Annotated in this window: 19 protein-coding genes; 10 read left to right on the forward strand and 9 right to left on the reverse strand. The window is 58.0% G+C overall.

The features are described from left to right. Window positions 1-242 precede the first annotated feature (242 nt). The 5 genes from PMI22_RS09555 (at window position 243) to recX (ending at window position 3,802) form a co-directional block, all read left to right on the forward strand. Window positions 243-977 (forward strand): LexA family transcriptional regulator, encoded by a 735-nt coding sequence (locus PMI22_RS09555; protein WP_033049466.1) that lies wholly within the window; start codon window positions 243-245, stop codon window positions 975-977. 203 nt (window positions 978-1,180) lie between these two features. Further along, window positions 1,181-1,531 (forward strand): phage holin family protein, encoded by a 351-nt coding sequence (locus PMI22_RS09550; RefSeq protein WP_007947172.1) that lies wholly within the window; start codon window positions 1,181-1,183, stop codon window positions 1,529-1,531. Window positions 1,532-1,689: 158 nt separating this feature from the next. After that, window positions 1,690-2,190: a CinA family protein gene (locus tag PMI22_RS09545; RefSeq protein ID WP_007947173.1), complete on the forward strand. Its 501-nt coding sequence runs from the start codon at window positions 1,690-1,692 to the stop codon at window positions 2,188-2,190. Between the two features lie 83 nt (window positions 2,191-2,273). Further along, entirely contained in the window at window positions 2,274-3,326 is a 1,053-nt protein-coding gene (gene recA, locus PMI22_RS09540) for a recombinase RecA (RefSeq protein WP_007947175.1), read from the forward strand. A gap of 8 nt (window positions 3,327-3,334) precedes the next feature. Further along, window positions 3,335-3,802 carry a recombination regulator RecX gene (recX, locus tag PMI22_RS09535; RefSeq protein WP_007947176.1) on the forward strand — a complete coding sequence of 156 codons (468 nt, stop codon included), beginning with the start codon at window positions 3,335-3,337 and terminating at the stop codon, window positions 3,800-3,802. A 44-nt stretch (window positions 3,803-3,846) separates the two neighbouring features. Here recX and PMI22_RS09530 read toward each other — a convergent pair whose 3' ends face one another. Then, entirely contained in the window at window positions 3,847-4,965 is a 1,119-nt protein-coding gene (locus PMI22_RS09530) for a TIGR00730 family Rossman fold protein (RefSeq protein WP_007947177.1), read from the reverse strand. A 361-nt stretch (window positions 4,966-5,326) separates the two neighbouring features. On the opposite strand from PMI22_RS09530, the gene PMI22_RS09525 reads away from it, so the two are divergent. Beyond that, complete coding sequence (locus PMI22_RS09525) at window positions 5,327-5,521, forward strand: hypothetical protein (protein ID WP_007947178.1); 195 nt, start codon at window positions 5,327-5,329, stop codon at window positions 5,519-5,521. Here PMI22_RS09525 and PMI22_RS09520 read toward each other — a convergent pair whose 3' ends face one another. Further along, window positions 5,522-5,947, reverse strand: coding sequence for a PA3611 family quorum-sensing-regulated virulence factor (locus PMI22_RS09520; protein WP_007947179.1), 426 nt, complete (start codon window positions 5,945-5,947; stop codon window positions 5,522-5,524). Between the two features lie 189 nt (window positions 5,948-6,136). On the opposite strand from PMI22_RS09520, the gene PMI22_RS09515 reads away from it, so the two are divergent. The 3 genes from PMI22_RS09515 (at window position 6,137) to PMI22_RS09505 (ending at window position 8,176) form a co-directional block, all read left to right on the forward strand. Continuing rightward, a complete protein-coding gene (locus tag PMI22_RS09515) occupies window positions 6,137-6,895 on the forward strand; it encodes a tRNA-uridine aminocarboxypropyltransferase (protein WP_007947180.1) in 759 nt (252 codons plus the stop codon). Between the two features lie 192 nt (window positions 6,896-7,087). Next, window positions 7,088-7,738, forward strand: a complete 651-nt coding sequence (gene erdR, locus PMI22_RS09510) for a response regulator transcription factor ErdR (RefSeq protein ID WP_007947181.1) — start codon at window positions 7,088-7,090, stop codon at window positions 7,736-7,738. Window positions 7,739-7,813: 75 nt separating this feature from the next. Then, complete coding sequence (locus PMI22_RS09505; protein ID WP_007947182.1) at window positions 7,814-8,176, forward strand: diacylglycerol kinase; 363 nt, start codon at window positions 7,814-7,816, stop codon at window positions 8,174-8,176. On the opposite strand, the gene PMI22_RS09500 is transcribed toward PMI22_RS09505, so the two are convergent. Beyond that, window positions 8,173-9,099, reverse strand: a complete 927-nt coding sequence (locus tag PMI22_RS09500; protein ID WP_007947183.1) for a LysR family transcriptional regulator — start codon at window positions 9,097-9,099, stop codon at window positions 8,173-8,175. The genes PMI22_RS09505 and PMI22_RS09500 overlap by 4 nt on opposite strands. Before the next feature lie 122 nt (window positions 9,100-9,221). Here PMI22_RS09500 and fpr point away from each other — a divergent pair, with 122 nt between their 5' ends. Beyond that, the gene (gene fpr, locus PMI22_RS09495) at window positions 9,222-10,001 is read left to right on the forward strand and encodes a ferredoxin-NADP reductase (RefSeq protein ID WP_007947184.1); all 780 of its coding nucleotides are present in this window, start codon (window positions 9,222-9,224) and stop codon (window positions 9,999-10,001) included. Window positions 10,002-10,123: 122 nt separating this feature from the next. Here the strand turns inward: fpr and tsaA are convergent, their stop codons facing one another. The 6 genes from tsaA to rimO form a co-directional block, all read right to left on the reverse strand. Then, window positions 10,124-10,822: a tRNA (N6-threonylcarbamoyladenosine(37)-N6)-methyltransferase TrmO gene (tsaA, locus tag PMI22_RS09490; RefSeq protein WP_033049461.1), complete on the reverse strand. Its 699-nt coding sequence runs from the start codon at window positions 10,820-10,822 to the stop codon at window positions 10,124-10,126. Window positions 10,823-10,992: 170 nt separating this feature from the next. Beyond that, the gene (locus tag PMI22_RS09485; protein ID WP_007947186.1) at window positions 10,993-11,763 is read right to left on the reverse strand and encodes an SDR family oxidoreductase; all 771 of its coding nucleotides are present in this window, start codon (window positions 11,761-11,763) and stop codon (window positions 10,993-10,995) included. Between the two features lie 173 nt (window positions 11,764-11,936). After that, entirely contained in the window at window positions 11,937-12,404 is a 468-nt protein-coding gene (locus PMI22_RS09480) for a DUF1456 family protein (protein ID WP_007947187.1), read from the reverse strand. Window positions 12,405-12,480: 76 nt separating this feature from the next. After that, window positions 12,481-13,191 (reverse strand): rRNA pseudouridine synthase, encoded by a 711-nt coding sequence (locus PMI22_RS09475; RefSeq protein WP_007947188.1) that lies wholly within the window; start codon window positions 13,189-13,191, stop codon window positions 12,481-12,483. 190 nt (window positions 13,192-13,381) lie between these two features. After that, on the reverse strand, window positions 13,382-13,855 hold the full coding sequence (locus PMI22_RS09470) for a GNAT family N-acetyltransferase (RefSeq protein WP_007947189.1): 474 nt from the start codon (window positions 13,853-13,855) through the stop codon (window positions 13,382-13,384). Window positions 13,856-13,966: 111 nt separating this feature from the next. Beyond that, complete coding sequence (gene rimO / locus PMI22_RS09465) at window positions 13,967-15,304, reverse strand: 30S ribosomal protein S12 methylthiotransferase RimO (RefSeq protein WP_007947190.1); 1,338 nt, start codon at window positions 15,302-15,304, stop codon at window positions 13,967-13,969. Window positions 15,305-15,438: the final 134 nt, after the last annotated feature.

Genomic DNA, 15,438 nt, shown 5'->3' on the forward strand with positions numbered 1-15,438 from the left:
CATCGCCTGATTTCACGACTGCTGCGCAGCCGAACGCAGGCTTCGCCAGCTGCTACGGACAGCGTTATGGCTTAACTGATCGGCATTAGGCAGTGGCCCGGCTTTTCCGCAATGGGCGCAAGATTACCATGGGCGGTCCGCCCGACGCAGGCATGAAAGCCCTGCGGCACATTTCTGCTGGCTATGCACTGAATATGCAAAACAGCATTGTTTTCGACAAAAAGAACACGCAGTATTCGGTGATGCAAAAACGCAATGTTTCTACCGTCTTAAGAGCACTGCTCGATCAACACGGGATCTCCCCCACGGAGCTTCACCGTCGTACCGGCGTGCCTCAATCCACACTGTCGCGGATTCTCGGCGGAAAGATCGTCGATCCTTCGGATAAACACATTTCGAAGATCGCTGAGTACTTCGCCGTAAGCACCGATCAGTTGCGTGGCCGCGCGGATTTGTCGATGAGCGTCGACAGGGCGCGCGACGCAGTGCATTCCGAACTCAAGGATATAAGTCTGTGGGACGACGATACACCCGTCGATGACGATGAGGTGTCGGTCCCCTTTCTTCGCGAGGTTGAATTGGCTGCGGGATCGGGAAGATTCGTCATTGAAGAAAGCGAGCGCTCTAGCCTGCGCTTCGGCAAGCGCAGCTTGCGCCACAATGGCGTGCAATTTGATCAGGCCAAATGCGTGACGGTGCGTGGCAACAGCATGTTGCCGGTGTTGCGCGATGGCGCAACCGTTGGTGTGAACGCCGGCAAGTGCGGGATTGGCGACATCGTTGATGGCGACCTGTATGCGATCAACCACAATGGTCAATTGCGGGTGAAACAGCTTTATCGCCTGCCGTCCGGGATCCGCCTGCGCAGCTTCAACCGCGATGAGCACCCGGACGAGGACTACACCTTCCAGGAAATCCAGGAAGAGCAGATCGTCATTCTGGGGCACGTTTTTTGGTGGGGCATGTACGCCCGCTAGCCTTGTCGTGTTCAGATAAAAACCGCCATCCGGCGGTTTTTTTTCGCCTGTAAAAAATCGTCGGCACCTTTGTTTACGGTGTTTGTTATGCGTCAGTGCATTGTTGTTTTTCAAGTCAATGCATTTGCGCATTGGCTGTATATGCATCCATGCATATTCTCCGTTTGAAAGAACCCCTTATCACTCACACCAGGAGGCGAGATATGACGATCGAGCAACAAGTGTTGCTGGACATGCCGAGCTGGCTCGTCATTGTCCTTGCTCTGGTGGGCGGGGTGTCTGGCGAAATGTGGCGTGCCGACAAGGACGGTGCTCGCGGCTGGTCACTCCTGCGGCGGCTGGCCTTGCGTTCTGGAGCCTGCATGATCTGCGGGATCTCGGCCATCATGCTGCTGTATGCCGCTGGCATGTCGATCTGGGCCGCAGGGGCATTTGGATGCCTCACCGCCATGGCCGGGGCAGATGTCGCCATCGGGCTTTATGAGCGCTGGGCTGCCAAGCGGATTGGTGTTTGCGAAGTGCCGTCGCGCGATTCTCGTTCTGATCAACAGTGAGCGGGAGTCGCCGAACGCGGACTGATTGCCTTGCAGGCTTGTCAGGCCCGTATCAGAGCCCTCACACCCTCACATTTTGATTGATCCTGCGCCTTGCAAGCGCGATACGCTCGTGTACGGTAGTTCTAATTCCACTTCCGTTTTCTCAGGAGATGACCGTGAAAGAAATCACCCAACTGGCCGCTGAACTGGGCAGGCGCTTGCAGGTTCTCAATGCCCACGTTACGGCGGCCGAGTCCTGCACCGGCGGCGGCATCTCAGAGGCGATCACTCGCATCCCGGGGAGTTCGGCGTGGTTCGAGGTCGGTTATGTCACTTACTCCAACCGGCAGAAAACCGAGCAATTGAACGTTCCGGCCGAGTTGTTTTCGACCGTGGGCGCGGTCAGTCGCGAGGTGGTCGAGGCGATGGTGCGGGGTGCTCAGAAAAAGAGCCGGGCGCATTTTGCCGTGGCGGTCAGTGGTGTGGCGGGGCCGGATGGCGGTTCTCCGAGTAAACCGGTGGGCACGGTCTGGCTGGCCTGGGGCGTTGGCGAGCGGATGTTCAGCGAAGAACAACACTTCGCCGGTAATCGCGATGAGGTCCGCCGACAAACGGTGAAGGCCGCGCTAGAGGGGCTGCTGCGCCATGCTGCCGCAGAAATCTCAAATCAGGGGTAGGCGATCCTGAAACGCTGTGGAATAATACTGGCTACTTATACAGGTGTTGGCCGTCAGGCCTTATTGATTACGTGAGGACTTTAATGGACGACAACAAGAAGAAAGCCTTGGCTGCGGCCCTGGGTCAGATCGAACGTCAATTCGGCAAGGGTGCCGTAATGCGTATGGGCGATCAGGACCGTCAGGCGATCCCGGCTATCTCCACTGGCTCTCTGGGTCTGGACATCGCGCTTGGCATTGGCGGTCTGCCAAAAGGCCGTATCGTTGAAATCTACGGTCCTGAATCCTCCGGTAAAACCACACTGACCCTGTCCGTGATCGCCCAGGCTCAAAAAGCCGGCGCGACCTGCGCATTCGTCGATGCCGAACACGCCCTTGATCCTGAGTACGCCGGCAAGCTGGGCGTCAACGTCGACGACCTGCTGGTTTCCCAGCCGGACACCGGTGAACAGGCTCTGGAAATCACCGACATGCTGGTGCGTTCCAACGCCGTTGATGTGATCATCGTCGACTCCGTGGCCGCTCTGGTGCCAAAGGCCGAAATCGAAGGCGAAATGGGCGACATGCACGTCGGCCTGCAAGCCCGTCTGATGTCCCAGGCGCTGCGTAAAATCACCGGTAACATCAAGAACGCCAACTGCCTGGTAATCTTCATCAACCAGATCCGCATGAAAATCGGCGTGATGTTCGGCAGCCCGGAAACCACCACCGGTGGTAACGCGCTGAAGTTCTACGCTTCGGTTCGTCTGGACATTCGTCGTACTGGCGCGGTGAAAGAAGGTGATGAAGTCGTCGGTAGTGAAACCCGCGTCAAAGTCGTGAAGAACAAAGTGGCTTCGCCGTTCCGCCAGGCCGAGTTCCAGATCCTTTACGGCAAAGGCATCTACCTCAATGGCGAGATGATCGACCTGGGTGTTCTGCACGGTTTCGTGGAGAAATCCGGTGCCTGGTATGCCTATAACGGCACCAAGATCGGTCAGGGCAAGGCCAACTCGGCCAAGTTCCTGGCGGACAACCCGGAAATCGCCGCGACGCTTGAGAAGCAACTGCGTGACAAGTTGCTGACCCCGGCGCCGGACGTCAAAGCATCGCCAGTCAAAGAGACTGCTGATGACCTGGCTGACGCTGATATCTGATTGATCCGATGACCGCCGTACTCGATACACTCGTCGCGGTGCGGCGAACCGCAATGGACCTGCTCGCACGACGCGAGCACGGTCGGGTCGAGCTGACGCGTAAACTGCGTCAGCGCGGCGCCCTCCCTGAAATGATCGACACCGCACTCGACCGCTTGACGGAAGAGGGGCTGCTGTCCGAATCCCGTTACCTCGAAAGTTTTGTTTCCTACCGCGCCCGTTCCGGTTATGGCCCTTTGCGTATTCGCGAGGAGCTTGGCCAGCGCGGCCTGCAACGTACTGATATTGAACTCGCGTTACGCGAAAGCGGTATCAACTGGCAGGAACAACTGGAGGATACCTGGCGGCGTAAATTTTCCGGGCATCTACCGATAGACGCTCGGGAGCGCGCCAAACAGGGCCGGTTCCTGAGTTATCGGGGATATTCCATGGAGATGATCGGTCGCTTGTTTAGTGGCCGGGGAATGGATGATTGATAAAAAGTGGCTCGCTATTTCGATAGCGAGCCATTTTTTTTGCCTCAGGTCACCCTGGAGGGCTTGCGCGTCCGCTGTTGCGCCAAGGGTTTGGAGTGGGCCCGGTTTTCCGGCAGGTTGATGTAGTCCACCAGTTCGCGCAGTCGACCATGATCACGGGCGTTGAAGTTGAAGGCCAGTCGCGCCAGGTGGCTGAACTGCGCTTCGTCATGCTCCTCGCCGCTGTAGGCGTGCTGATGAAAACTATCGCTCAGGCACAGGTCGGCAAATGCCTCCTGCATGTGTTCGAGCGCATGCTCGCTGAGTGCGTGGTTCATGCGAATCACGAACTGATGCTTGAGCCAGCGGCTGGAGTGGAAGTTACTGTAGAACTGGTTGATCTGCTCCACCGCTTCTTCGGCTGTGTAGACCAGGCTCACGAGTTTCATGTCGGTCGGCAGGATGTAGCGATTTTCCTCCAGTTGATGGTGAATGAAGTCCAGCGCACCTTGCCAGAACTTACCGCCCGGCGCGTCCAGCAATACCACCGGGACCAACGGGCTTTTGCCGGTCTGAATCAGAGTCAGCACTTCCAGTGCCTCATCCAGGGTGCCGAAACCACCGGGGCACAGGACCAGTGCATCGGCTTCTTTGACGAAGAACAGCTTGCGGGTAAAAAAGAAGTGGAAGGGCAGCAGATTGGCGGTGCCTTGCACGGTGGGGTTGGCATGCTGCTCGAAGGGCAGGGTGATGTTGAAGCCCAGGCTGTGCTCCCTGCCGGCCCCTTCGTGCGCGGCCGCCATAATGCCGCCGCCCGCGCCAGTGATGACCATCAGGTCCGAGCGCGCGAGCGCAGCGCCCAGTTCTCGGGCCAGTCCATACAGCGGGTGTTCGATCGGTGTTCGGGCCGAGCCAAACACGGTGACTTTGCGCCGGCCGCGGAACTGTTCGAGCACACGGAAGGCGTGCTCCAGTTCGCGCAGCGCTTGAAGGGTGATCTTGGCATTCCAGCGGTTGTGATCTTCCTGGGCCATGCGCAGCACAGTCAGGATCATGTCGCGGTAGATAGGGATATTGGGACTGTTGGGTGAAACCAGGTTGAGTTGTTCTTCGACCTTGCTGGTGAGGTCGTGGCCGCTTTCTTCAAAATGACGGCTTAGCAGGTCATTCGGTTGGTAAGGCATCAATTTCTCCTTCCATACTGGCTCTGTTTTCCCTTGGATGAAGGAAACATTTGCACAACAAGACGCGTCGCGGGCGGCCCCTTTCCAGCCCGGAATTGAATGGGAACACTATGAATCTAGACCCTCGCAGTGATTTTCGCTGCCTCGATCATTGCGCCGCAAAGTCTTTCCTGGCAACCGCTTATTGCCGATTTGCAAGGTGATTTCACCGCTCGTCTGAACTCAGTCCGAGTGCCCGGTGCTCTGATTTACTAAGCTACAGGTATGACACGACAACTTTGCGTCAAAGGCAGGGCGCGCGGTTCAAGAAGTTGAAGGATTTTTCGCTCAAGCAGGGCGAGGAGCAAGGAGGCGGGACGTTATGACCAGAGTCATTCTGGAGATCGATACGCAACTGTATCGATTGCTCAAGTCATCAGCCGAGACCCATCATCTGAGTCTCGAAGAGGAGTGCTGCCGACGCCTGGAGGAGACTAAGCGGCGATCAAGTTACTTGCAGGCATTGCTGGCAGAGCTGCGCGCCGAGGATGAACAGCGGCGCGCCAATTCCGAGTGATTACTTTTTCTTGGTCGGAGCCGCTTTCGGGCAGTCCGATTCCTGATAGCTAGCGGAGCCGACCGCCTTGTTGGTTTTCACTTCCGTGAAGTCATAACGCATGATCGCGCCCTTGGCCATCAGTTTGCGGAACGACGGGTTGTTGCAAACGGAGGCGCCAAGCTGGAAATACACGGCTTTCGGATCAGCACGCATCTTGTTGGCGTGGCTGCTCTGTACGCTCAGGTGGTTGATCAGCGTTTTGCCTTCGACGGTGTAGCCCTGATCAAGAATGTCTTCGTTGATCGCCCGTGGAGTGCCAACACTGCTTTGTGAGGCGACGTTTTGCAGCTCTCTGTTGAGATTCTGCTCACTCAAGGACGCAGCCTGAGCGCTGAAGGACAACGCCAGCAAAATGGCAGCGGTGGGAACGATAAGGCGCAGCATGAAACTCTCCTGGTTCAGTGACTGGTGCTTCGACCCGTCACATGACTGTGCGTTCAGTGGCGGCGAATTATAGGGGACGCGTTCCGGACGGTACAGGCTTGCGCTGGCGCCTCTGATAAACTGGCGCCACTTTTTGCCCTGCCGAGTGCTTTTCGTGTCGATTTTCCTCTCCTGCCGGCGTTGCCTGCGATGAACCCTTCCACTCCACCCTTTGCTCCAAATGCCGTGGCCCGCTTGCGCGATGCGCGAGAGGAAGAGGGTATCAAGCCGATTCAGGCCCGAGGCTGGAGGGCGCCGCGTTGTCGTGCCTGCCGCGTGATCGAAAGCCATTGCCTGTGCGCCTGGCGCCCGCAAGTCGAGGCGCGCTCGGGCGTGTGCCTGATCATGACCAACAAGGAAGTGTTCAAGCCGAGTAACACCGGCTGGCTGATTGCCGATGTGGTGCGCGACAACCATGCGTTTATCTGGTCGCGTAAAGAGGTTGATGAACAACTGCTGGCCCTGCTGGCCGACCCGCAGTGGCAGCCGTATCTGGTGTTTCCGGGTGAGTACGTCGAACCGGAGCGTGTCACCAACAGCGTCGACACGGACAGTTCCAAGCGCCCGCTGTTCATACTGCTGGACGCCACTTGGACAGAAGCCCGAAAGATTTTTCGCAAAAGCCCCTATTTTGATCGTTTGCCGATCCTGAGCCTGCTGCCCGAAAAGCTGTCGCGATACCGGTTGCGCAGGTCGACCCGTAGCGAGCATTTGTGCACGGCTGAAGTAGCCGCACTGTGTCTCGATCTGGCGGGTGATACGGCGGCAGCATCGGCACTGGACGCTTATTTTGATGTGTTCAGCCAGCACTACCTCGACGCAAAACATCAGCTGGACATGGACATTGCAACCCCCGCTCACGCCGAACTGATGCCCTTCGTGCAAAGCTCGGCCCCGGTCATCTGCTGATTGTCGCCCATACTGCAAAGAACTGTACTCCCCATGCACCTTGACCACCCCGGTTTCGCTGGGCATGCTTGGCGCCGATTAGGGCGCGGCCAGGTTTGAGACGCTGTTTTTTTGATTGGCGTTGAGCGTGCCCTGTTGGTTCAGCTCCGTGGCTGTGCCTAGAGTTGTTTGAAAAACAGGATCATTTGAAAAATGGCCACATACGAAATCCTGATTGCCGACGATCACCCGCTTTTTCGTAGCGCGCTGCACCAAGCCGTGACCCTGGGCCTGGGCCCGGATGTACGGCTGGTGGAAGTGGCGAGCATTGCCGAGCTGGAAGCCCGTCTGGGTGAAAAGTCCGATTGGGATCTGGTGCTGCTGGACCTGAACATGCCGGGTGCCTACGGTTTTTCCGGGCTCGTGCTGTTGCGCGGTCAATACCCGCAAATTCCAGTGGTGATGGTGTCCGCGCAAGAAGAAGCGTCGATCATGGTCAAGTCCCGTGAATTCGGTGCCAGTGGATTCATTCCAAAATCCAGCGACCTGAGTGTTATCCAGAAAGCCGTACGCGCGGTGCTCAACGGAGATGTATTCTGGCCTCCTCAGGCGTTTGAAGCGGTCAGCGTTTCCGATGAAGCCAAGGCTGCCAGTGAAGGTCTTGCGAGCCTGACGCCTCAGCAATTCAGGGTATTGACCATGGTCTGTGAAGGGTTGCTGAACAAACAGATCGCTTACGAGCTGAGCGTCTCCGAAGCGACGATCAAGGCCCACGTCACGGCGATCTTTCGCAAACTGAATGTGCGGACCCGGACTCAGGCAGCGTTGCTCTTGCAACAACTTGAGTCAATTCCGAGCCACTAAACGGCTACCTGTTCACGCTTTTTTAACCTTGCTTCATCTAGCGTTCCCACTTCTATTCGATCAGTTGCCTACTCTATGTCTCCTTTCAAAGGCCAAACCGGCCTAAAACGCATCCTCAACGCCTCCGGATATTCGCTGGATGGCCTGCGCGCCGCTTTCACCGGTGAAGCGGCTTTTCGGCAACTGGTGTTGCTCAACGTCATCCTGATTCCGATTTCGTTCTTCTTGAACGTCAGCCGCGTCGAGCAGGCGTTGCTGATTGCCGTCTGCCTGTTGGCACTGATCGTCGAGCTGCTGAACTCGGCAGTAGAAGCGGCCATCGATCGCATTTCCCTCGAGTTGCACCCGCTGTCCAAGAACGCCAAGGACATGGGCAGCGCTGCTCAATTCGTGGCGTTGACCATGATCGCGCTGGTGTGGGCCGTCATCCTGCTTTAAGCAATGTTCGGCAGAACGATCTCGTCGCTGCGCTGGACCCCTGCGGTGAACGCGCGGCACAGGTCGAGGAATTCGCGCATCGCCGATGTCTGATATTTCTGTTTGTGCCAGATGAAATAGAATTGCCGCGCCAGGTCCAGGTCCGGGGTCTCCACCGGGACCAGGCTGCCACGGCGAATGGCATCGCGTAGCGCCAGCCGCGAAATACAACCAATCCCCAGTCCCGACTCCACGGCGCGCTTGATCGCTTCGGTATGTTCAAGCTCCAGGCGAATGTTCAGCGCACTGTGATGGTGGCGCATGGCCTGGTCGAAGGTCAGCCGTGTGCCAGAGCCTTGCTCTCGCAATATCCACGCCTCGTGACTCAGTTCCTCCATGGTCGCGATACCGCGTTTGGCCAGTGGATGCTGGGGCGCGCAAAACACCACCAGTTCATCCTCGACCCAACTCTGCACTTCGATATCCGGATGGCTGCAATCGCCTTCGATTAGACCCAGATCAATTTCATAGTGGGCCACTTGCTGCACGATATTGGCCGTGTTCTGCACGTGCAGCTTCACCTGGCTTTCCGGGTGGCGTTGCATGAAGCTGCCGATCAGCAGAGTGGCCAGGTAATTGCCGATAGTCAGGGTCGCGCCGACCGCCAACGAACCGAAACCGGTCTTGCCGTTGAGCAAGTCTTCGATTTCCTTGGACTGATCGAGCAGTGCCACGGCCTGTGGCAGCAGCTGCTTGCCGAGGGCGTTGAGGCTCAGCCGCTTGCCGGCGCGGTCGAACAGCTGGCAGCTGGACTGGCGCTCCAGTTCGGTGATCGAGGTGCTCGCCGCCGATTGCGACAGGTTGAGCAAGCCCGCAGCACGGGACACGCTTTCCTGCTGGGCGACGGCGACGAATACTTGAAGTTGACGGAGAGTAAATCGCATATCTATATAACCGATAACCCTTATCTTAATAATCCATTTAACAGATATTGTCTCTGCCTTTAGAATGCGATGCAATTGCGCATATCGATGGCGCAGGCAAAATCTCCAGGAGTCCCACGTACATGAGCAACATGAACCACGAGCGTGTCCTCAGTGTTCATCACTGGAACGACACTCTGTTCAGCTTCAAGTGCACCCGCGATCCGGGCCTGCGCTTCGAGAACGGTCAGTTCGTGATGATCGGCCTGCAACAGCCCAACGGCCGCCCGCTTATGCGTGCTTACTCGATTGCCAGCCCGAACTGGGAAGAGCATCTCGAGTTCTTCAGCATCAAGGTGCCTGATGGCCCGCTGACTTCCCAGCTGCAGCATCTGAAGGAAGGCGACGAGATCATCATCAGCAAAAAGCCTACCGGCACGCTGGTGCTGGATGACTTGAAGCCTGGCAAACATCTGTACCTGCTCAGCACCGGTACCGGTCTGGCGCCGTTCATGAGCGTCATCCAGGACCCGGAAACCTACGAGCGTTTCGAAAAAGTGATCCTGTGCCACGGCGTGCGTTACGTCAACGAAGTCGCTTACCGCGAGTTCATCACCGAGCACTTGCCGCAGAACGAGTTCTTCGGCGAGTCTTTGCGTGACAAGTTGATCTACTACCCGACCGTGACCCGCGAGCCGTTCGAGAACGAAGGTCGCCTGACCGACCTGATGCGCAGCGGCAAACTGTTCAGCGACATCGGCCTGCCTCCGATCAACCCGCAGGACGACCGCGCCATGCTGTGCGGCAGCCCGAGCATGCTCGACGAGACCAGCGAAGTGTTGAACAGCTTCGGCCTGAAAGTTTCGCCGCGGATGCGCGAGCCGGGTGATTACCTGATCGAGCGTGCGTTTGTCGAGAAGTAAGCAACAACTCTGATTTACCTGTGGGAGCGAGCCTGCTCGCGATAGCGGAGTGTCGGTCGACATCAATGTTGGCTGACAGACCGCATCGCGATCAGGCTCGCTCCCACAGTTGTTTCTGGTATTCAGACCTTTGCGGGAATGACTTCAAGGACTCGGATAATCCCGGCCTCTGGATAATGCCAACGCACATCCAGGTCCCAGAACTGCGCGCCATATTCCCGTTCAGGCGTAGGCGTCTGGTAAGCCGGGCGCGGATCTTGTGCCAAACACTGCTCGATCAATGCCACCAAGGGTTCGTCAAGGCGCTGAGCATGGCCATGAGCCTGTTGCAGCGCTGAGTCTGTCCACTGGACGGGAATCAGCTGTGGCGCGGCGCTGGCGATGCTGTTGGAGGCGCTGTCGATGATGTCGGCGTAAGGTACGTAGGGTTTGATGTCGAGAATCGGCGTGCCGTCCAGCAGGTCGATACCGGATATCCACAGGCGATTGGCTTCCACCTTGTCGAGTTTGACCACGGATTGCCCGATGCCATTGGGTCGATGCGTGGCGCGGGTGGCGAACACGCCCATGGTTTTGTTGCCGCCGAGGCGAGGCGGGCGGACTTTCAGGCGAGGTTTTTCTTCCAGTGCCTGATGGAACAGGAACAGCAGCCAGACGTGACTGACCTGCTCCAGGCCCTGCACCGCATCACCCTGATCGAACGGCGCGACCAATTCCAGAACACCGCGAGCGGCCGGGGCCAGTTGCGGCTGGCGCGGGATGGCGAACTTCTCCTTGAAGCAGGAGCGCACGAAGCCGATGGGGGAAACGCTGTAGGTCATGGTCTGGATCGAAGCGGGGGAGAGGGTGGGCATGATAACCCGAGCGGCCACAGGATCGGTGGTGCCTGTCAGTCCGCCATCGCGAGCAGGCTCGCTCCCACAGTAGATCTATGGTGCTCAGGAGATCCAGTGTGGGAGCGAGCCTGCTCGCGATGGCCGCGCCGCCGATCTCAGAGACTGAACCCACCATCCAAAGGAATAATATTCCCTGTCATATACGCACCGGCCGTGCTCGCCAGGCTGATCGCCAAGGCAGCCATCTCTTCCTCCCGCCCCCAGCGCTTCATGGGAATCAACGCCGTGTCGTCCGCCAGCGCCTGTTCATCATTGCCGATATGCTGGGTCATCTTGCTCGGGAAACGTCCCGGCGCAATCACGTTGACGTTGATGTGCTGGCTCACCAGCTCCCGCGCCAGAATCCGCGACAATTGGTGTAAGGCAGCTTTACTTGGGCCGTAGGCATACGCCTGTTCACCAAAGGAAGAAATCCCCGCTACGGAGCCGATGTTGATGATCCGCGCCGGATTCGCCTCTGAACCGGCTTTTCGCAACAGCGGCAAAAACTGCTGAATGCAGTTGAACACCGACGTCACGTTCAGCTGCATCACCTTTTCCCAGCCTTTGATCGGGTAGCTTTCCAGCGGCGCACCCCAAGTGGTGCCAGCGTTGTTTACCAGAATATCCAGATGAGTGATCTGCTCGCCCAGACGCATAGCTAGCTCAAGAACGCCTTCTTCGGTCGCCAGGTTGGCCGCCACTCCGTGGCAATGCCCGAATGCGCTCAATTCGTCAGCCGTTTGCTGGCAGGCTTCAGCATCCCGGGCGCAGACGTACACGGTTGCGCCGGCTTCGACATAAGACTTGGCGATCATTTTGCCGATACCACGGGTGCCGCCGGTCACCAGTGCGGTGCGGCCTTGCAGGGAAAAGTAGGGGTGCATGGCGAATCCTGAGAGCTGAGGGTTGATACACCCTAGTCGTCAGCCGCCGTCAGCGGAGCCACTATTTTTGCGAGGAATGGGGGGGCATTCGGCCCAGCTGCAAGCTACAAGCTACAAGCTAGGCACTATCCGCTTGCGGCTTGTAGCTTGTAGCTTGTAGCTTGCAGCTGCTTTTATGCTCTCACTCGAAGAGTGAGCCCTTTCAGGAAGTTGCGCAGCAACTGGTCGCCGCAGGTGCGGTAGTTGGTGTGGCCGAACTTGCGGAACAGTGCGCTCAGCTCAGGCTTGGATACCGGAAACTCGGCAGCCTTGAGGATGGCGTGCATGTCGTCTTCTTTCAATTCGAAGGCCACGCGCAGTTTTTTCAGGATGATGTTGTTGGTCACCGGGATTTCAATCGGCTGCGGGGGACGGCTTTCGTCCTTGCCGCGCTTGAAGATCACCAGGCCATCGAGGAAGTGCGCCATGACATCGTCCGGGCAGCGGACGAAGCCTTCCTCGTCTTCCTCTTTCTTGTCGAGGTAAGTCAGCAGGTCGGCGAGGGTCACGTCCATGCCGCCGAGCTTGATGATCTCGATGACTTTCTTGTCGCTGATGTCCAGCATGTAGCGAACGCTGCGCAATACGTCGTTGTGAATCATGGTGTGCAATCCTGATATTCAGCAGTGGGTGCCGCATCAAACAGCGGCGCCGGAATGTGTGGCGGCGGGAGAAGCCTTAGAACTTCTCTTTGCCGGACAGGTAGCGCCATTGCCCCAAAGGCACTTTGCCGATGGACACGCCGCCGATGCGGATGCGGCGGATGGCGACGACCTTCAGGCCAACGGCCTGGCAAAACAGGGCGATCACGCCCGGTTGCGGGTTCTTCATCGCAAAACGCAGGCGGTTTTCGTTCTGCCAGCTGGCTTTGACTGGCGGCAGTTCCTTGCCCTTGTAGGTCAGGCCGTGGTTCAGGCGGTTGAGGCCGTGAGCCACCATGTCGCCTTCGACCTCGACCACATACTCTTGCTCGATCTTGCTGGCATCGGCGGTGAGTTTGCGCAGGATCTTCCAGTCCTGGGTGAACACCAGCAAACCGCTGGCATTGGCCTGCAGGTCGGTGCTGGCGGTCAGGCGCAGGAAGTGGCCCTTGAGCGGGCGTTTGCTGAAGCGGTGTTCTTCGCTCAGCGTCTCGGCGCTCAGGGTAGCCATGGCGGTTTCCGCGTCCATGCCCACGGGTACGTTCAACAGAATGGTCACCGGTTCCGGTGCGGTGGCCTTGGCCTCTGGATCGAGTTCGACTTTTTGCGTGTCGACCTTGAACTGCGGCTCGTCGATGACTTCACCGTCCACGGTCACCCAGCCGCCCTCGATGAACAGCTCAGCCTCCCGACGGGAACAGCCGACGAGTTCGATGAGGCGTTTGGAGAGACGAATCGGGTCAGTCATGACAGGGCCGTAACAAAAAAGGGGTGGGCATTGTACCTGCCTGGCGCCGGTTAATCCCGGCTCCATTTGCGAGGTTCGGCTTTTTGTGGGAGCGGGCTTGCTCGCGAATGCGATTTATCAGTCAACATTGATGTTGAAAGTGATGGCCCTTTCGCGAGCAAGCCCGCTCCCACACTTGTTCTGTGTTGTGTCAGCCGTGCTTTGAGACCTGCTGACTTTGGCGCAAGCGCATGTGCAACAGCGGATAAGGCTGGCCCATGCCGTCAAATTCCGAGCGGCCAATCACTTCAAAGCCTTGTTTGAAATAGAACCCCAGTGCTTGTGAGTTCTGTTCGTTCACGTCCAGCGTATCTGCATTCATGTGTTCCAGGGCATAGCCTAGCAACTGTTTGCCCAGACCCTGGCCACGGTGAGCCGGATCGATGAAGAGCATTTCGACCTTGCCGGCGGCGACCCCGGCGAACCCGGTGATGCGCTGGCGCGGGTCTTTGGTGCAAATCAGCATCACGGCATCAAGGTAACGGGTCAGCACCAGGTCCTTGAGCAACAGGATGTAGCTGTTCGGTAGAAAATCATGGGTGGCGCGCACCGAGGCTTCCCAGACCCGGGCGAGTTCTTCGTAGTCACTTTGTTTCGGTGTATGGATGACCGAATGATGGCGCATGGCCGGGTGTCCTGTGTGCAATTGATTGTGCGAGTCCCTTCCCACAAAACGATAGACGTAAAAAAGCCCCGCATCTCGTCAAGAGAGCGGGGCTTTTGGTATTTTTTACGTCTAGATCTGTTCAGCCCACAGGTCGTATTCGTCGGCATCGGTCACTTTGCACCAGACTTTGTCGCCCGGCTTCAAGTTGCTGCCGTTGTCGATGAACACGTTACCGTCGATTTCCGGGGCATCGAAGAAGCAGCGGCCAACCGCGCCTTGCTCGTCGACTTCGTCCACCAGCACTTCGATTTCACGGCCGATGCGCATTTGCAGGCGCGCCGAGCTGATAGCTTGTTGGTGCGCCATGAAGCGGTCCCAACGGTCTTGCTTGACGTCGTCCGGCACGATCTCCAGGTCCAGGTCATTGGCGGGTGCGCCTTCGACCGGGGAGTACTGGAAGCAGCCGACGCGGTCGAGCTGGGCTTCGGTCAGCCAGTTCAGCAGGTACTGGAAGTCTTCTTCGGTTTCGCCGGGGAAGCCGACGATGAAGGTCGAACGGATGATCAGGTCCGGGCAGATTTCGCGCCAGTTCTTGATCCGCGCCAGGGTCTTGTCTTCGAAGGCCGGGCGTTTCATCGACTTCAATACTTTCGGGCTGGCGTGCTGGAACGGGATGTCCAGGTACGGCAGAATTTTGCCGGCGGCCATCAATGGGATCAGCTCGTCGACGTGCGGGTACGGGTAAACGTAGTGCAAGCGAACCCAGACGCCGAGCGTGCTCAGGGCTTCGCAGAGTTCGGTCATGCGGGTTTTCACCGGCGCGCCGTTCCAGAAACCGGTGCGATATTTCACATCAACGCCGTAGGCGCTGGTGTCCTGGGAAATCACCAACAGCTCTTTGACGCCGGCCTTGACCAGGCGCTGGGCTTCGTCGAGCACATCACCGACCGGACGGCTAACCAGCTTGCCGCGCATCGACGGGATGATGCAGAAGCTGCAGCTGTGGTTGCAGCCTTCGGAGATCTTCAGGTAGGCGTAATGGCGCGGGGTCAGCTTGATGCCTTGCGGTGGCACCAGGTCGATCAGCGGGTTGTGATCCTGACGCGGCGGCACGACGTCGTGCACGGCGTTGACCACTTGCTCGTACTGCTGCGGACCGGTCACGGCCAGCACGCTTGGGTGCACGTTACGAATGTTGCCTTCTTCGACGCCCATGCAGCCGGTCACGATGACCTTGCCGTTTTCCTTGATGGCTTCGCCGATCACTTCCAGGGATTCGGCCTTGGCCGAGTCGATGAAACCGCAGGTGTTGACCACCACGACGTCAGCGTCCTGATAGGTGGACACAACGTCATAGCCTTCCATGCGCAGCTGGGTAAGGATGCGCTCGGAGTCGACCAGTGCTTTGGGGCAACCCAGGGATACGAAGCCAACCTTTGGATTGGCCGGCGCAGGAGTGGTGGACATGTCTAACCTCGGTATTTGGGACGCCTCCAGCCGAAAACGGCAAGGCGACAGACGGGCACTTTGCGTGCCTCTGATCAAAAAGTGCGCAATTCTAGCGATGAGTCGCTCACTTGACCAGCTTTATGCAGGGAAAT

The organism is Pseudomonas sp. GM21 (assembly GCF_000282215.1).
GTDB lineage: Bacteria > Pseudomonadota > Gammaproteobacteria > Pseudomonadales > Pseudomonadaceae > Aquipseudomonas.

What these genes read in the sequence shown, in the direction of transcription:
- PMI22_RS09555 (WP_033049466.1), top strand. Translation starts at nt 243, where the DNA reads ATGCAAAAACGCAATGTTTCTACCGTCTTAAGAGCACTGCTCGATCAA.
- PMI22_RS09550 (WP_007947172.1), top strand. Translation starts at nt 1,181, where the DNA reads ATGACGATCGAGCAACAAGTGTTGCTGGACATGCCGAGCTGGCTCGTC.
- recA (WP_007947175.1), top strand. Translation starts at nt 2,274, where the DNA reads ATGGACGACAACAAGAAGAAAGCCTTGGCTGCGGCCCTGGGTCAGATC.
- recX (WP_007947176.1), top strand. Translation starts at nt 3,335, where the DNA reads ATGACCGCCGTACTCGATACACTCGTCGCGGTGCGGCGAACCGCAATG.
- PMI22_RS09530 (WP_007947177.1), bottom strand. Translation starts at nt 4,965, where the DNA reads ATGCCTTACCAACCGAATGACCTGCTAAGCCGTCATTTTGAAGAAAGC.
- PMI22_RS09525 (WP_007947178.1), top strand. Translation starts at nt 5,327, where the DNA reads ATGACCAGAGTCATTCTGGAGATCGATACGCAACTGTATCGATTGCTC.
- PMI22_RS09520 (WP_007947179.1), bottom strand. Translation starts at nt 5,947, where the DNA reads ATGCTGCGCCTTATCGTTCCCACCGCTGCCATTTTGCTGGCGTTGTCC.
- PMI22_RS09515 (WP_007947180.1), top strand. Translation starts at nt 6,137, where the DNA reads ATGAACCCTTCCACTCCACCCTTTGCTCCAAATGCCGTGGCCCGCTTG.
- erdR (WP_007947181.1), top strand. Translation starts at nt 7,088, where the DNA reads ATGGCCACATACGAAATCCTGATTGCCGACGATCACCCGCTTTTTCGT.
- PMI22_RS09505 (WP_007947182.1), top strand. Translation starts at nt 7,814, where the DNA reads ATGTCTCCTTTCAAAGGCCAAACCGGCCTAAAACGCATCCTCAACGCC.
- PMI22_RS09500 (WP_007947183.1), bottom strand. Translation starts at nt 9,099, where the DNA reads ATGCGATTTACTCTCCGTCAACTTCAAGTATTCGTCGCCGTCGCCCAG.
- fpr (WP_007947184.1), top strand. Translation starts at nt 9,222, where the DNA reads ATGAGCAACATGAACCACGAGCGTGTCCTCAGTGTTCATCACTGGAAC.
- tsaA (WP_033049461.1), bottom strand. Translation starts at nt 10,822, where the DNA reads ATGACCTACAGCGTTTCCCCCATCGGCTTCGTGCGCTCCTGCTTCAAG.
- PMI22_RS09485 (WP_007947186.1), bottom strand. Translation starts at nt 11,763, where the DNA reads ATGCACCCCTACTTTTCCCTGCAAGGCCGCACCGCACTGGTGACCGGC.
- PMI22_RS09480 (WP_007947187.1), bottom strand. Translation starts at nt 12,404, where the DNA reads ATGATTCACAACGACGTATTGCGCAGCGTTCGCTACATGCTGGACATC.
- PMI22_RS09475 (WP_007947188.1), bottom strand. Translation starts at nt 13,191, where the DNA reads ATGACTGACCCGATTCGTCTCTCCAAACGCCTCATCGAACTCGTCGGC.
- PMI22_RS09470 (WP_007947189.1), bottom strand. Translation starts at nt 13,855, where the DNA reads ATGCGCCATCATTCGGTCATCCATACACCGAAACAAAGTGACTACGAA.
- rimO (WP_007947190.1), bottom strand. Translation starts at nt 15,304, where the DNA reads ATGTCCACCACTCCTGCGCCGGCCAATCCAAAGGTTGGCTTCGTATCC.